Origin of the sequence: Candidatus Leptofilum sp. (assembly GCF_965223285.1) — a bacterium.
In the GTDB taxonomy this organism is placed as follows: Bacteria; Chloroflexota; Anaerolineae; order Promineifilales; family Promineifilaceae; genus Leptofilum.
The window spans coordinates 5,603,957-5,619,360 of record NZ_OZ244997.1 but is presented as its reverse complement, the minus strand read 5'-3'; the positions used below and the strand labels follow the sequence as shown (position 1 = coordinate 5,619,360).

Sequence of the window (15,404 nt, the reverse complement as noted above, 5' to 3'; positions counted from 1 at the left end):
AACGCAAGTGTGCCACGACTTTGCAAATGTGCAATGAAATGTGGCTGCCTACTTTGCTAATCACCAAGGTTTGGCAAAGGATCAGGGTCGGCAGACGGGAGTCGTAAAAAGGAGAGAAGGGCAACGAGCAAAAAGACAACGGCCGTGGCCGCAAAAGTTGCCCGCAAATCAAACCAGAAGGCAATGGCCGAACCCACCAGCGGCGCGGCGGCTCTGGAAGCGGCCACAATTGAGTTATCGATGCCGTAAACGCTGCCCTCCTCGCCGGGCTGAGTATAACGCGCCAGCAAGGCACTAATGGCAGGAATGATGCCGCCCGCTGCCGCCCCCGTCAGAGCTTGCAAAATGAGCAGTTGCCACGCTGCCGTGACCAAACTTTGCGGCAAAAAGAGCAGCCCAGCCGCTAATGCGCTCCATTTGAGCACCCGCCCGTGCCCAATTTTGTCACCCAGGCGGCCGAGGTAAACGGCCGTAATCGTCCCAGCCCCAGCCGATACCGCAATGACCAATCCTGTCACGGTGTTGAGGCGATGACTGTCTATGAGCAACGTAGCGATAAAAAGCGGGGCAAAAGGCGTCAGCAAGGTACGCCCTAGATTGGCCAAAAAGCGGAGCGCGTAGGCTAAAATCACGCCGTCTGTCTGAAACACATGCCGCCAGGCAGCCCAGAAGGAGGGTCGCGCTTTGGCAGATTGCGCACGTGGGCTAAATCGCTCTTCGACGCCCCAGAAAACCAACACACCGCCCATCAGCAGCAATACCGAGGTCAACACAAAAGTCAGTCGGTAGCCAAAGGCATCGGCCAGAACGCCGCCAATGAGTGGCCCAATGGCAATGCCTGTTGATTGCCCCATAAGCAGCAGCCCCATCGCGTAGCCGCTGCGCTGGCGCGGTGCCACAGAGGCAATGAGGGCGTTGGCAGCCGCCACCGTGCCAGTCACCATCCCTTGCAGGGCGCGCAGCAAAACCAGCTCCTCACCGGAGCGCACAAAGCCCATCATCAGCATGATAATCGCGCCGCCAAACATGGCGCGTTGCACCATGAGCTTACGGCCGTATCGATCTGCCACCGCCCCCCAAAAAGGCGAAGCAATCATCATCGTGAGTGCCTGTGCCGAGAAGACCGCCCCGGCCAAAAACTCCACGCTAAGCCCACTCTGGCTGCCAAGTTCAGTAACATAAAGGGAGAGAAAGGGGAAGATGACGGAGAAGCCAACGGCCGTTAGCAACTGCGCCACAAACATAATGGCCAGGGTGCGCTGCCAGGGCACCACCGCGCGGAATTTTTGCATTAATCGTGAAATCATAGCCAGATTGGGGATTATCCGGCGTGCGGTATTTTAGGCAAGTTTGAGGGAACGAGAAACGGCCGTTTCATTTCAAGAGAAGAAACGGCCGCTGTTTTTATCTAATTTTTTTGGTGCTGATTAGGTTATCAACCGCTCCAAAAGTTACCCAAAGGATAACATCTGATGTTATTACTCTCAAGAGCGATTTCGAAACCATCGTCCTCGGCTGGCTCGACCAAGGCGGCAGTTTCTGGTTGGTGACTCATTTCCAGCAGGATGACCCCGGCAAGAAGCAAACATCCCAGCGCAATTGCTGCAAAAAGCCGTTGTCCTGTTTGATATATCTTTAGCTGTTTCATTTGGCTCCCCTTGTCTGAAATTCAGACAGAATGTGATCGATAATTCACAATTATTTAGCTGGCATCGTAATCATCTTACCTTACAAAAATTGTTGCAAAAAGTTATGAAATGAATGAGACACCAAATTTTTCAGCCAAAACAGGACTTTAATACTAATAGTGTACGGCCGTTTCTGGATTATCCCCAAACATGATCGCAAGGAAAAAAGTTTGCCAATTCGTTGAGAGTATAAGCAGTCTATATCTATATCATCAAACGAGGCAAAAAGATGTCCAACTCGTGCTTCCTTCAGGCTAAAAATGATTTAGCTAGTGAAGCAGCCTGACCCGCATCTGGGGCATATCCGTCTGCGCCGATACTTTCTGCAAATTCGGCTGTTACCGGCGCGCCGCCAACCAACACCTTGACGCTGTCCAGCACACCAGCTTCACGAAATGCGTCAATGGTTACTTTCATTTTGGGCATGGTTGTTGTCAGCAAAGCCGACATCGCGACAACCTGAGGCTGATTTTCGTTCACAGATTCGATAAAGGCTTGCGGACTAACGTCAACACCCAGGTCGATCACTTCAAAGCCAGCCCCTTCCATCATCATCGTCACTAAATTCTTGCCGATGTCGTGCATATCCCCTTGCACCGTGCCAATGACCACTTTGCCAACTGGATCTACGCCAGAAGCGACCAGATGTGGCTTTAGGATGGTCAACCCTGCCTGCATTGCCCTGGCTGCGATTAACATTTCTGGCACAAAAAATTCACCATCTTCAAATAGCTGGCCTACTTCCTGCATCGCAGGAATCATGCACGTATTCAAAATTTCACCGGCAGGGATGCTAGTATCCAGCGCAGTTTGCACATCAATTGGCGCCTGCGCCATTTCGCCATCAATAATATTGTCATAAAGGTTATCTAATTCAGATCGCATGATATCTTCTCCAATAAATGCAGGCTCATGGCGCTGCCAAATCTTGATTCGGTCAGGAACACCACCTACCTCAAATTGTTATTCCAATCTTCCTGCCCCAGCAGAGGCGGTTACGGCAAAGATCTGTGGGTCAATGCCGCTGGCAGCTTTGTAGGTTTGGTAAACGTGTTCCGAAAATTCTGACACGCAACTTTCGTCTACAAGGGCAACGAGACAGCCACCAAAGCCAGCACCCGCCTGCCGCGCAGCAACCACGCCAGGGGCGTTGGTTATTGCCTGCATCATCATTTCCATGGATGGCGCACCAATTTCAAACAAGTCACGTGCGCCACAGTATGATTCGCTAAATAGTTGTTTTAATCGTGGGGCATCGGCCGTCGGTAACGCTTCAGCCAAATCGAGAACGCGTTGATTCTCTTCAATTATGAAACGGCAGCGTTTAGCAACGACTTCGGGTAGCTTTGGTTCGTACTCAATAAACTGCACTGACGACACATCGCGCAGTGCTTGAATGGATGGATCATGTTTTTGCATCAGGCTGACGCCTTCTTCACACTGTAAGCGACGATCATCATATTCAGAGCCAATCAGTTTGCGTTCAGCGCGGGTGTCGCAAATGACGACTTGCAGCCCGTCGCCGATGCGTACCGATTCGCTGGTCAGCGCACGACAGTCAAGTTGGATGGCACTACCAGCTTGCCCTATCGCAGAACTGTATTGGTCAAGGATGCCAGTGCTCACTCCAACAAATTCATTTTCGGCTTGCTGGCCTAGTTTTGCCATCTCTACGGGGTTGAGATCGAAATCGCCAAGCTCTTGGAAGGTAACGGCCGTTGCCATCTCAATCGCCGCTGACGAACTCAACCCACTGCCAAACGGCACATTGCTGTGAATCAAGCCATCGAACCCTTGCAGTTCGTACCCGGCTTGCCGCATGACCACTGCCATTGCGCGAATGTAATTGCTCCATGGAACGCGTTGATCATGCTTGATTTTTCTGTGGAGCGAAAACTTGCTTTTCCCCTTGATATTCATTGAGCGAATGCGAACTTTGCCATCGGGACGTGGATTAGCGGCAATCCAGGTGTCGCGGTCTACGGTCATGGTCATCACATAGCCCATGTTGTAATCTGTGTGGCTGCCCATCAAATCGACCCGTCCAGGTGCGCGTGACCAAATTTGTGGAAGGGAACCAAACTGTTCTTCAAATTCAGCGGCGATTTGTGCCTTTCTTTCTTCCTTGTTCATCGTTTATCCCATCTCTTTAAATGCGTCCAACATTGCGGCGACGTTGGACATGGGAATGTCTGTCATCATGCGGTGGGATGGGGCGACGAGCAGACCCGTGTTGTTGGGCGCGAGAGTGGAGATGGCGGCGGAAACGGCCGTTTTCACCTCATCAGGCTCCCCATATGGCAAAACAGTCTGTGTAGAAACGCCCCCATAAAACGCCAGCTTGCCTGTAAAATTATCGACCAGCCATTGATGATCCAACACCTCTGGCTGCACCGGATTCAACGTCGTCAAACCAATCTCCACTAAGTCGGGCAAAATCTTTTGAATTTGCCCATCCGAGTGCATCAAAATGGGCATGTTGCACTCTGTGAACGGAGCAAACAGTCTTGCCAAACGCGGCTTGATGTACTTACGCCACATGCGCGGCGAAAAGAGCAAATTCTTCTGTGCGCCGTAATCGTCACCAAAATAGCCACCCGCCACACCCAGATCGATGTACCGGTGAATTAGCTTCAGTTGAATTTCGGTAATGCGGTCAAACAATTCATTCGTAAAACCCGAATCAATCGCCATATCCATAAAAAATTGTTCAAACCCGCGCAGCGTCCACGCCCGTTCAAACAGCACAAACCCAAAGTTTGGCGTGATGAAATAGTCATCCCCTTTCTCTTTGATGATTTTTTCTGCGCCTAACAGCAGGTTTGGATCGTCTGGATCGGGCCAGGGATAGCTATCCAAATCTTTGTTTTCGGCCAGGGGGCTAACGGAAGCAAAATATCCTTCTTCCTGTGTGTCGAAACCAACACCCCACCAATCAAACTTGACTTTATCATCTTCGCTGAGGACGCCGGGGAAATCGGAGTCTACGCGAATCATGTGATTGCCTAGCAATTCAGGTAAATTATCTACAGCGACGCTGAAATAGTCAGCCATTTTCTGGCCCATACCGGCCGTGTAATTGATTTGAGTGGGGATGCGATCCACCTCTTGATAGGTAATTGCGCGGTGCATCCTTTCTTTTCTGTTCATGTTTATTCCTTTTCCAAAGTGCCTACATCCTCGCCAAGTTAAATTCCTCATGTGCCGTTTCGCGGCCCAGCACTTCCTTTATAAATTCAGGCCACCAGTTTTTCTGTTCGCCGCGATTATCATATTCAGAAAGCACATCAACTGTTGCAGCGCGAATTTCCCAGCCTTTTTTGACAGCTTCGCCGGATGGCAGGCCGGTTTTGGGCAACAGCCATTTGCGCCCGGTGTGAACGTGCAGCACTTCATCGGCCCAGTCGTAATCTTGAATTTGGGCAGCGAGCGAGTCGTTGGCATTGACGCTGATTTCGTACTCCAGCTTCTTGCCAGTTTTGGCAGGCATCAGGTTTTGCTCGATGGCGTAAAGGACGTTATGCGCGTCCTTGATATCGAGCGTACCCAGCCGAATCGACATGCCAGGGTGAATGGCGATATGTTTTTTCCAATCGACACCGCGATTTTCAAAGTAGATGGTGCCCATGCTGGCGTGGCGCACTTCGTCCCACAGCTGGCGCGTCAGTTCCACAAAATATTCCCACGGCTCGTCTTCAGCCTGAGCAACAATACGCGTCATGTATTCCGGTACATCCATTTCAACAATGCGGCGGCACATGAGCGCCAGCGTGCGCTCGTCCAGCGGCACGTTTTCGTTCATCGACACCTGCCGTTGCGGGTTAACAAAGTTCCACTTCATTGCAAAACGGTCATCCCGCTGTGGGAAGAAGTCTGGTGTGAATGGCTCGGTGGCGCGGCTAGGTGGTAGTTCTATCGTTTTCTCTTCATCGCCCATGATGCCGCCCATTGCTTGCAGGTAAACGTCGAGGTGTGCCTGAAATTGGGCGGCTTTGGCTTGGGCGGATGGTGATTGGGTAACGGCCGTTACTGCCCTCATCCCCCATGCCATCATCTCCTCTTCCTCAATCAAAATATGCTTAATCATCCGTCGTGTCGGATGGTCAATAACCGGATTACTCTTGTCGTAGTGCGCTTGATAAGCTGCCAGCAGTGCTGGCTTGAGCACCCCATACAAACCGACAATCTTCTCAACCGTGTCTTGTGCGGTTAGCAGTTCATCAAAAAATTGGTCAATCGCCGGGTCAGGACTCACGTTCATGCGAGGCATTGGGTTACGCATTTCGCTCACGCGAACACGAATGTCAGCAGCGTGATCTGCATCGAGGCTTAAATGCAAACCAAGCGCTTCCTTCACTTCCCATTCAGGGGTGGAAGCGAGCCAATACAGCCCAACTTCCATGGCTCGTTTTTCAATCCAGGCATAACGTAAAAAACGTCTCACATTTTCTTCAACGCTATAGCCAACTCGAGCGGCTTCTTCATAGGTTGCCAATCCAGCCAGCGGTGGAATTTGCATAATTTCTCCTTCAATAGGCAACCTTAAGCACGCATGGAGGGCTTACCTCATGCAATAACTGCACGTTAGATTGCTAGGTGATTTATTTGTTTACCCCGGTACTGACCCTGTCGATTGGCGAATCGTCAGGCCGGTTTCTACATGGGCATAGAGAGGTTCTGCCTCTTTCTCTCGTGGGTTTTTCAATAGTTCAAACAGCAACTGCATGGCTGTTTGCCCAATTTCATAACGTGGCAATGCCACAGTTGTTAGCGGCGGGTCGGTTTGGGTGGACAACCAGATATCATCCAGACCAATCACGGACATGTCGGTGGGAACCTTGATGCCGAGTGCGCGGGCTTCAGCGAGAATACCCATTGCCATAAGGTCGTTAGCGGAGAAAACGGCCGTTTTCCCCTCCCCACTCTCAGTAATCACCTTCATCGCCTCACGACCACCCTCAATACGCAAATTGCCTTCGATCATCATCACATCCGCTGTTGGAATACCATGCTTTTCCAGCGCATTTAAAAACGCTTCCTGCCGCCAATGTGTTGTGCGCAGTTCAACCGGACCGCTCACATGCACAAATTGACGATGTCCTAATTCAATCAAATGATCGACAGCTTCCTGCACGCCCTTTTGGTAGTCTACGCGCAGCAGGCTCAAATTCCCTTTGGCATCCTGCACTTCCCAATCAAGTACAACAGCAGGAACGTTGTTTCGCGCCAGCTCTGCCAGCCAATCATCCGACATGCTGCTAGACATGATCAGAACACCATCTACACGTTTATCAATCAGTGAGCGCACAAACGCCATGCCGCGTTTTTCATCATAATTTGTGTTACACAAAAAGACATCGTAGCCATCTTTGAAGGCAGAATCCTCGACACCATGAATCACTTCTGGATAAAACGGGTTGCCCACATCTGAAATCAAAATGCCTGCCGTGTGGGTTCGCTTGGATGTCAAGCTGCGAGCAACACTGCTTGGCCGATAATTAAGGCGTTCAATTGCTTGTTCAACACGCTGGCGCGTCGCGTCGCGCATATATTCTGCGCGACCGCTCAACACACGGCTAACGGTGGCTTTTGATACACTCGCTTCTCGTGCGACATCGGCAATCGTGGGTCGTGACATAGATAAATCCTAAGGTTATGTTTTATTTATGAATCGGTTTCTGAAACCGGTTTCAGAATACCATGGCACGGCCCAAATTGTCAAGCATTTCAGAAAGTTTGCAGAACAGACAGGAGAAAACGGAATGTGATTCTGAACAAAACGCCTGATGACCTGAAAGGCTACAAGGGTATCTAGCTTAAATCCCGCTTGACACATTCTATACGTCTGTGATATGCTGATACCGGTTTCAGAAACCGGTTTCAGAAACTGGTTGCTTTTACCACCTCCCGCTTATTGTTGGATTATTTCTTAACTGAAGGAGTGAAGAAAAAGATGAAACGTTTCCTGTTTAGTTTTCCCCTATTCTTGATTTTGGTAATGCTTGTCGCTGCCTGCGGCGGAGGAGCTGAAACAACGGACGATGCGGAACCTGCCGAACAATCCACTGATTCTACATCTACCGACTCCGAAGAGAGCGACAGCGAAGAAGTGATGGAAGAAGATGAGATTGTCATTCAGCATTGGTACCATCAATATGGTGAAGAAGGCACTTTTGAAGCTGTGCAGCGTTATGCCGAAGAGTATAGTGCAATGACTCCAGGAGTACGTGTAGAAGTCACTTGGGTTCCTGGTGATTATTTTGCCGCACTAAATTCGGCATTGTTAACGGACGAAGGCCCCGATGTGTTTGAGCTGCAAACCGTTACGCTAGACCGGATTGAAGCTGGCCAACTTGAACCACTGGATGATCTGTTTGAAGGCGTGCTGGATGATTTTAATCAGACAGCGATGCAGCGAGTGATCATTGATGACACAATTTACGGTGTACCAATGATTATGGATCCGCAGTTCGTTTATTATCGCAAGAGCATGTTTGGAGATGCTGGCGTCGATGTACCACAAACAATGGAAGAGTTGATTGCCGCGACCCAGGCACTCGATACCGGGCGCGTAAAAGGCTTATATTTAAGTAACGATCTGGGTGCCACAAGCTACTTGCTGTACATGTCTACCTGGGCAGCTAATAGCGACTTTATTGACGGTGACGCGATTATTTTTAATACGCCAGAAAATGTGCAGATGTGGGAAAGAAAACGCGAGCTGGTAGAGACTGACTCTATGCTTGTTGGTGCCACGACAGAGTGGTGGGACCCCGGTGCCTTCAATGATGGTTTAACGGCTATGCAATGGTGTGGCCTATGGGCAATGCCGGGGATTATTGATGCAGTTGGTGCGGATGATGTGGGCGTGATGCCCTGGCCAGCCTTGGACGAAAACGCCTCTCCTAGCGTATGGATTGGTGGCTGGAATCAATCAGTTAATGCCAAAAGCAACCATGTAGATGCCGCTAAAGATTATGTACGCTGGCTATGGATTGAAAATGCCGAGACGCAAATTGATTGGAATTTAGGGTATGGATTCCATGTTCCACCACGGGCAAGCATTGCAGCACAGGCGGATGTATTGCAAGATGGCCCGGCTGCTGAAGTTTTGGAAATGTTACCCCTGTACGGCAAAACTACCCCGGTGACCTGGACTGGCGCAATGGATTCCATTTATCAGGATGCCCATAGTGAAGTATTATTGAACGATGCAGATCCGGCAGAACAGCTTGCAGCCGCAGCTGAAGCGGCACAAGCCGAATTGGATGCCTTGTTGAACAAATAATTCTCAAAAGAAAACTGTGGCCGATTAAGAAAATCGGCCACAGTTTTCATACTGTTTTCAGGTGACTGTATGGCTACGCACGAATTCCCGGAAACGGCCGTTTCCACTTCACCTCCTCGACACACCAGCAAAAAACGACAAGAATTAATTGAATTTTGGCTATTCGTTGGCCCACTTGTCGTTGGCCTGTTGGCATTTGTCTATATCCCAATCCTCTGGGGACTTATCCTTAGCTTTTTTCGTGCACGCAACAGCGTAACGCCAACCGAGTTTGTTGGTTTGCAAAACTACATGGAGCTTTTTGGCGATCCACGATTTATCGACTCATTACAAACCGTCATCATATTTGCCATTTTCATTGTTCCTGTAACGTTTGGTCTTTCCCTCGGTTTGGCACTGCTGGTCAATAGAGCCGGTATTAACAGTGGGCTATTTCGGACCATCTTTTTTATTCCCACAGCTTGCTCCTATGTCGTTGCCTCACTTGTTTGGAAAACATCGCTTTTTAACGGATTACCCTCCGGGTTTGCCAACAATATTTTATGGATCGTCAACGAAATTAATCCAATTGCCTGGATCAACTCCACAGATCCACCTTACTATTGGTTGGTTCTGGTAACTGTACGACTATGGCTACAATCCGGCTTCTATATGATCATTTTCCTCGCTGGATTGCAAGAGATTCCCCGAACCATTTACGAAGCAGCAATGGTGGATGGCGCCAAACCAGGACGCCAAACATTCCGCTTCATCACGTTCCCGATGCTGCGCAACACCTCGGTTTCTGTAATTTTGTTGCTGTTTATTGAGGCATTTCAGGCGTTTGACGAGTTTCGCAACATTTTGGCAACAGGTGGGTCATCTGGAACCCAGATTTTAGCCCGACCACCATTGGTGTATTTGTACAATGTTGCATTTCAGGATCAAAATTATGGGCGCGGTGCGGCGGGTGCCTTTGTCATTGCTGCACTTATCATGGTGGTAACCATCGTTCAGGGACGACTCTTCGGGTTTGGTCGTCGGGAACACCAATAACCGGGAAGGGAGATTCGGATGCACTCAGTACGATTCAGAAACAAGATTCCGGTTTTATCAATACTTATTCTCCTTTCCATCATTTATTTAATACCGTTCTATATCATTGCGCGTAATGCGTTGATGACACAAAAAGAAATTGCTCAATTTGACTGGGTGTTTTGGGCCGAGACAATGCAATGGAGTAATCTGGTTGACTTGCTTAATGATCCCATTGCCAATATGCGGGTTGGACTAAAGAATTCGGCCGTGGTGAGCTTTTTTCAAGTAATCGGCCGTTTAATCATTTCGTCGCTGGCAGGCTATGGGTTGGCTCGTAGCAAATTCAAATGGGCGGATTATGTCTTTTACTTTATTTTGATTGCTATGATGGTGCCTAGTGCCGCTATTTTTGTACAAACCTTTTTGGTTGTCTCTTACCTGGGCTGGGTAAGCACCCTAACTGGTTTGGTGGTTCCTGGCATGTTTGACGTGTTCACAGTTTTTATATTTCGTCAATTCTTCCTTGATTTTCCAAAAGAGTTAGAAGACGCTGCTTTGGTTGACGGGTTAGGCACTTTTGGAACATTTTGGCGGATTGTGGTGCCAAACTCAACAGGCGTTTTTATCTCATTAGGCACATTAGGATTGATAAGGAGCTGGAATTCATTTTTGTGGCCACTGGTTGTTGGGCAAAGTCGGGAAACATGGACTGTGCAAGTCGTTCTTTCTACCTTCTTAACCGCCCAAACGATTAATTTACCTGCCTTGTTTATGGGGGCCGCATTGGGCATTTTGCCTGTGGTTATTATTTTCTTCTTCGTGCAGCGATATATTGTAGAAGGGGTAAAAGTAAGCGGGATCAAATAGCTAGAAGGGGCGGCATTCAGCTTGCCTTATTACCAGTCATCTGAGGACAAAGAAAAAAAGCCTTTTGATTAGTGTCGAATAGTTCATAGATAGTCGCTCATAAAGTCACACTCTATGCAAATTTCTGGCCTGTGAACAAATTACACAGTTCAGGAGCGTTTGGATCAATTTAGCGTTTTTTGTATCCATACTCCATGGGTGTAATTAGATTTTGTGTAACGGCCGTGCTCTGTGAGGAAAAATCCACCGATGGTCTTGCCACGGCTGCCTCTTTTGTGAACGCCTAGGTATCCTATCCGCCAGCTTCTCTAAATTCTCAACATCTGCTTCAGTAACAAGCTGAGATTGCGGAGCTTCTGCCTTCTCCAGCAGACGGTGCGCCTGTTTTGTAGCCAGAAAATGAGCCTGAATCGCTTGCCAAGAAGCACGCCAGCACTTGTTACAGATTGCCATGCGCAAGGCAAGCATCGGATTGAGGTTTTCATCCGCCCAGCGCATCCCAGCCTGTTTCATCCGTCGTTGCATCACCACCTTATGCCCAGACTCTACTATCCCAGATCCAATGGGAATTCCGTTTTTTCTGAAATGTGGATAATCTATCATCGTTTGACGTCGCTCAAGATAACGAATCGCTGCTTCTATTTCATCCGCTGCTGGGTGGGCTTGGTTTTGTGTCCATAGGAAACGCAATTCATTCAGCGTTCGTTGGGGTGCTTTTGTGCCTAACTGTTTAGACATCTGGGGATACCATTGTTGGAAACGGTCACTTTCTGCCCCATACAGGGCTTTGCCAATCGTGGCGATATACCCTTGGGCATGGGCAAAATCAATCACGCGTGTCGCTGTGGGGCAATGATAGTCGATGAAGCCCTGTATCCAGACAGCACCATCATTAACCGCGACAACTTTTTCAGCATTCTCCCCACCCCGTCGCTGCCACTCGACAATTGCCTTGTCGCTAAACAACTCTGCCTTATCTGCACTTGAGAAGTAGCTTATCTTGCCTGTTTTGGTCACGACTTCTTGTTTTTTAGCATCCCAGATAGTCTCAAATTCACCGAAGGCAACCGTTTTTACTTCGCGCCATTCGCCATTTCTTAGCTGTACCATTGCCCCATCTGCACTTACAATGAGTTGCTTTGGTTTGGCTATTGCTTTGGGGGCTGTCTTTTCCAGATGTTCTTTTTCTATTTCAATTAGCTCATCTGCTAGACGGCCGTTTCGCAGCGTGATTTCTCGTACGGTTGCTACGGAGATGTCGAGGCCCCACATCATTTCTAACTCTTCTTGGGCTTCTGCATAGGGTAGCCGGCTACCTAATCGGGTTACGGCCTCTTGCACTTGCGGCGTATACGCGCCTCTCAGCAACCTGAGTTTTTCATCCAGGGGGAAAAAGTGTCATCCCACATTCATGACACCTCATTTGCTCCCTTTCAATTGTGACTTTGTCGCCGTTTTTGGTTCGTAACGTTCGCGTTTTCTTCCCGTTTTTCATCATTGGCTGGTCGCAGTTTGGACAGTCCACCCTAGCCGCCTTCCCTTCTCTGGCCATTTGTGCGAGCAATTGCTGCCTAATTCCAGCTAACTCAGCATCAATCGCTTCTTCCATTTGTGTCAAATTGGCATCTTTGTTCTCTGCTTCCCACTGGTTCAATCTGTTGAGCATTTCATCGAGTTCTTTTTTCATCCCCCCATTTTCTGCTTCTTGCTTCCATTACACAACTTTTCATTACACCCATACTCCATCCATGAACTTGGAAAACGGCCGTAAAAATGATAGCATTGCCCCGCTCGTCCCTGGGAAGAGGACGGCTGGAACAGCACTATGATTGAGCTTGCGGGCAATATGCATATGCATACCCACTATAGCGATGGGGAAAAGTGGCACGCGGAAATTGCGGAAGACGCGATTGCCGCCGGGCTAGATTTCATCATCGTGACGGACCACAATGTGTGGGTAGACGGGGTGGAAGGATATTACAGTGAGGCAAACGGCCGTCTCCTCCTGCTTTCCGGCGAAGAAGTCCACAACGTTCGGCGCGAGCCGCAGGCCAGCCATTTGCTGGTCTACGGTGCCGAAGCAGAACTGGCTGACTGCGCCCCCAACCCCCAACAACTTATTGATGCTGTAAACGAGCGGGGCGGCTACAGCTTCCTGGCCCATCCACATGAACGAGATTGCCGCTTATTCCCCTACCCCAACCTCGGCTGGCACGATTGGCCCGTCGAAAATTTCACTGGTCTGGAAATCTGGAATTACATGTCCAGCTTTATCAATGCCCTGGTCGATGCCCTGGAGCGGCTGCCAGTACAAATTGAGCTAATTGACAAATTAACGGCCGTTCGCCTCGCCTTTAACCCTGAAAAGTTTGTGGTCGGGCCGGAACCACGCACATTGGCTCTGTGGGATGAATTGCTGGCGCAAGGGAAGCGGATTACGGCCGTTGGCAACAGCGACGCCCACGCCACTCCCATGAGCTTCGGGCCGTTTAAGCGCGTCATTTTTCCATATGAATATCTGTTTCGGGCTGTAAACACCCATATTTTGCTAGAACGGCCGTTAACCCACGATTTTGCGCAAGATAAGCAGCAAATCCTCCGCGCCATCGGCAAGGGGAATAGCTGGGTCGGCTACGATCTGCCGCACAGCACCAAAGGGTTTCGCTTTAGTGCCGCCAGTAAAGGCAAAGGAATTATGGGCGAGGCTGTAAAGTTGGACGCCGGGGCCACGCTGCAAGTGAGTACCCCCGCCCGCTGCAACATTCGCCTGATTCACCACGGCAAGGTTGTGGCCACCGCCGAGAACGAAACCCACTTGACTCACATTCCCATCGAGCCAGGCGCATACCGAGTTGAATGCACCATTCAGTTTGAGGGCCAGGAACGTGGCTGGATTTACAGCAATCCCATTTACCTCTACTAAGTACAAACCACCGGAGATAAGCCCATGTCATTTATTCGCGGCTACTATCGCCTGTCGCTTTCCGCACTTATTCTCGTATTTTTTGCCGTCCTTATTGTGCTTGCATCCTTTTTACCCATCAGCATTAAAAATGTGCCGCTTTCTTTGCGATTGGCTCAAGCGATGGTGCGATCCATCCTCTGGATTTTGAATGTGCGAGTCATTTGCGAAGAAAAAGAAAAAGTTGTTGGTTTTGACGGTTTTTTCTTTCCCAACCACGTCTCTTACCTGGAAGTGCTGGCATTATACGGCGTCATGCCGACGCGCTTCCTGGCAAAAGCAGAAGTTCGTGATTGGCCATTGGTGGGGCCAATCGCGGCAGCGGTGGGCTGCGTTTTTGTGCAGCGAGGGGACAAGCAGTCTCGGCAGGAAGCCCGCCAGGAGCTAACGCAGGTTGAAACGTTTCCCCCAATCACCATCTTTCCAGAAGGTAAGCGCGGCCCTAGCCAAGAACTGCTACCATTCCGCTACGGTGCATTTGAAATTGTGACCCAAGGCAGTTTTGCTTTTCTCCCCATTGCCGCTACCTTTAATCATCTGGAAATAGCCATTTGGCACCGCAAGGAAAATATATTGGCGGCCTTGTGGCGATTAGCCAGCCAGCCGGAGCGTATCGAGATCAATTTGCAGCCGCTGGCCGCACACCACCCTACGCCGGATGACGATCCGGTAAAATTGGCGGAAAAAGTGCATGGCGAATTAACGGCCGTCCTTTTCCCAAATCAACTTCAAGACAGTCGCTAACCAAATGAGATTTATTCGCGGCACATTTCGGCTCACAACCGTCTCACTCATCCTACTCCTCACCACGCTGCTGGTACTGGCCACCGCCTGGATTCCCGTGCGGATCAAAGGCGCACGGCTCTCAGCCTGGCTGCTGCCCACCGTTTGCCGCCTGTTACTCACCTTGTTCAATGTACAGTTCACCGCCCTGGAAGCCGAACGCATCACCCAGCATGATGGCTTCATCTTCCCCAACCATCTTTCCTTTTTAGATATCGTCTTGCTGATGAGCATCTTCCCCGTGCGCTTTCTGAGCAAAGCAGAAATTGCTAACTGGCCGTTCGTCGGCTGGATCGCACGGGCAGTGGATACCGTTTTTGTGAAGCGAGAAAACAAAGATTCACGAGAAAAAGCACGGGACGCTTTGGTCCAGCTACACACGTTTCCAGCGGTCGCCTTGTTTCCTGAGGGTGGCATTTACCAACCACGTGATGAACTGAAGCCATTCCGGTATGGTGCTTTTGAGATTGCCCAGGCGGGGGGCATTCCTTATATCCCAGCCGTATTTATTTATGACCCACTAGATGCGGTGTTTTGGCGGGATGAGCATTTACTTACGGCCGTTTGGCGTTTCGCGAGCCGTCCAGAACCAATCCAAGCACGGCTGTTTCTGCTGCGTACCGTCTACCCAGAGCCAAATGATGATCCCAAGCAGCTCGCCTTGGAAACCCACGGAGCGATGGCGGCCATCTACAAGTACGGCAACAATCCGGAAGACGACATGCTACAGTCAGGAATCTAGTGACTTTATTGTGGTAAAATGCCACCTGTTCAGTAAGCAAGTAGGCAAACAACTTCC

At 49.7% G+C, this 15,404-nt stretch carries 15 protein-coding genes; 6 read left to right on the top strand and 9 right to left on the bottom strand.

The annotated features are described in order from the left end of the window. Positions 1 to 56: 56 nt before the first annotated feature. The 7 genes from ACOQPU_RS25210 to ACOQPU_RS25180 all read right to left on the bottom strand — a co-directional run bounded on the left by ACOQPU_RS25210 (position 57) and on the right by ACOQPU_RS25180 (position 7,326). On the bottom strand, positions 57 to 1,292 hold the full coding sequence (locus tag ACOQPU_RS25210) for an MFS transporter (RefSeq protein WP_420642589.1): 1,236 nt from the start codon (positions 1,290 to 1,292) through the stop codon (positions 57 to 59). Positions 1,293 to 1,435: 143 nt separating this feature from the next. Then, positions 1,436 to 1,648 carry a hypothetical protein gene (locus tag ACOQPU_RS25205; protein ID WP_420642588.1) on the bottom strand — a complete coding sequence of 71 codons (213 nt, stop codon included), beginning with the start codon at positions 1,646 to 1,648 and terminating at the stop codon, positions 1,436 to 1,438. Between the two features lie 289 nt (positions 1,649 to 1,937). Beyond that, the gene (locus tag ACOQPU_RS25200) at positions 1,938 to 2,573 is read right to left on the bottom strand and encodes a corrinoid protein (RefSeq protein WP_420642587.1); all 636 of its coding nucleotides are present in this window, start codon (positions 2,571 to 2,573) and stop codon (positions 1,938 to 1,940) included. A gap of 78 nt (positions 2,574 to 2,651) precedes the next feature. Continuing rightward, a complete protein-coding gene (galK, locus tag ACOQPU_RS25195) occupies positions 2,652 to 3,821 on the bottom strand; it encodes a galactokinase (RefSeq protein WP_420642586.1) in 1,170 nt (389 codons plus the stop codon). A gap of 3 nt (positions 3,822 to 3,824) precedes the next feature. Further along, positions 3,825 to 4,838, bottom strand: a complete 1,014-nt coding sequence (locus tag ACOQPU_RS25190; RefSeq protein WP_420642585.1) for a uroporphyrinogen decarboxylase family protein — start codon at positions 4,836 to 4,838, stop codon at positions 3,825 to 3,827. Between the two features lie 22 nt (positions 4,839 to 4,860). After that, the gene (locus ACOQPU_RS25185; protein WP_420642584.1) at positions 4,861 to 6,207 is read right to left on the bottom strand and encodes a hypothetical protein; all 1,347 of its coding nucleotides are present in this window, start codon (positions 6,205 to 6,207) and stop codon (positions 4,861 to 4,863) included. Positions 6,208 to 6,297: 90 nt separating this feature from the next. Continuing rightward, positions 6,298 to 7,326, bottom strand: a complete 1,029-nt coding sequence (locus ACOQPU_RS25180; RefSeq protein WP_420642583.1) for a LacI family DNA-binding transcriptional regulator — start codon at positions 7,324 to 7,326, stop codon at positions 6,298 to 6,300. Between the two features lie 315 nt (positions 7,327 to 7,641). Here ACOQPU_RS25180 and ACOQPU_RS25175 point away from each other — a divergent pair, with 315 nt between their 5' ends. From ACOQPU_RS25175 to ACOQPU_RS25165, 3 genes are all read left to right on the top strand, one after another. After that, complete coding sequence (locus ACOQPU_RS25175; RefSeq protein WP_420642582.1) at positions 7,642 to 8,976, top strand: ABC transporter substrate-binding protein; 1,335 nt, start codon at positions 7,642 to 7,644, stop codon at positions 8,974 to 8,976. Between the two features lie 69 nt (positions 8,977 to 9,045). Then, positions 9,046 to 10,011 carry a carbohydrate ABC transporter permease gene (locus ACOQPU_RS25170; RefSeq protein ID WP_420642581.1) on the top strand — a complete coding sequence of 322 codons (966 nt, stop codon included), beginning with the start codon at positions 9,046 to 9,048 and terminating at the stop codon, positions 10,009 to 10,011. A gap of 123 nt (positions 10,012 to 10,134) precedes the next feature. Continuing rightward, the gene (locus ACOQPU_RS25165) at positions 10,135 to 10,860 is read left to right on the top strand and encodes a carbohydrate ABC transporter permease (RefSeq protein WP_420642580.1); all 726 of its coding nucleotides are present in this window, start codon (positions 10,135 to 10,137) and stop codon (positions 10,858 to 10,860) included. Positions 10,861 to 11,064: 204 nt separating this feature from the next. Here ACOQPU_RS25165 and ACOQPU_RS25160 read toward each other — a convergent pair whose 3' ends face one another. Then, positions 11,065 to 12,201: a hypothetical protein gene (locus ACOQPU_RS25160; RefSeq protein WP_420640640.1), complete on the bottom strand. Its 1,137-nt coding sequence runs from the start codon at positions 12,199 to 12,201 to the stop codon at positions 11,065 to 11,067. A gap of 37 nt (positions 12,202 to 12,238) precedes the next feature. Further along, entirely contained in the window at positions 12,239 to 12,547 is a 309-nt protein-coding gene (locus tag ACOQPU_RS25155) for a YgiT-type zinc finger protein (protein ID WP_420640639.1), read from the bottom strand. 138 nt (positions 12,548 to 12,685) lie between these two features. Between ACOQPU_RS25155 and ACOQPU_RS25150 the strand changes: the two genes are divergently transcribed. The 3 genes from ACOQPU_RS25150 to ACOQPU_RS25140 are packed head-to-tail and all read left to right on the top strand — an operon-like array spanning position 12,686 to position 15,347. Beyond that, positions 12,686 to 13,783: a CehA/McbA family metallohydrolase gene (locus ACOQPU_RS25150; protein WP_420642579.1), complete on the top strand. Its 1,098-nt coding sequence runs from the start codon at positions 12,686 to 12,688 to the stop codon at positions 13,781 to 13,783. 24 nt (positions 13,784 to 13,807) lie between these two features. Continuing rightward, complete coding sequence (locus tag ACOQPU_RS25145; protein ID WP_420642578.1) at positions 13,808 to 14,566, top strand: lysophospholipid acyltransferase family protein; 759 nt, start codon at positions 13,808 to 13,810, stop codon at positions 14,564 to 14,566. Between the two features lie 4 nt (positions 14,567 to 14,570). Then, complete coding sequence (locus ACOQPU_RS25140) at positions 14,571 to 15,347, top strand: lysophospholipid acyltransferase family protein (RefSeq protein WP_420642577.1); 777 nt, start codon at positions 14,571 to 14,573, stop codon at positions 15,345 to 15,347. Positions 15,348 to 15,404 lie beyond the last annotated feature (57 nt).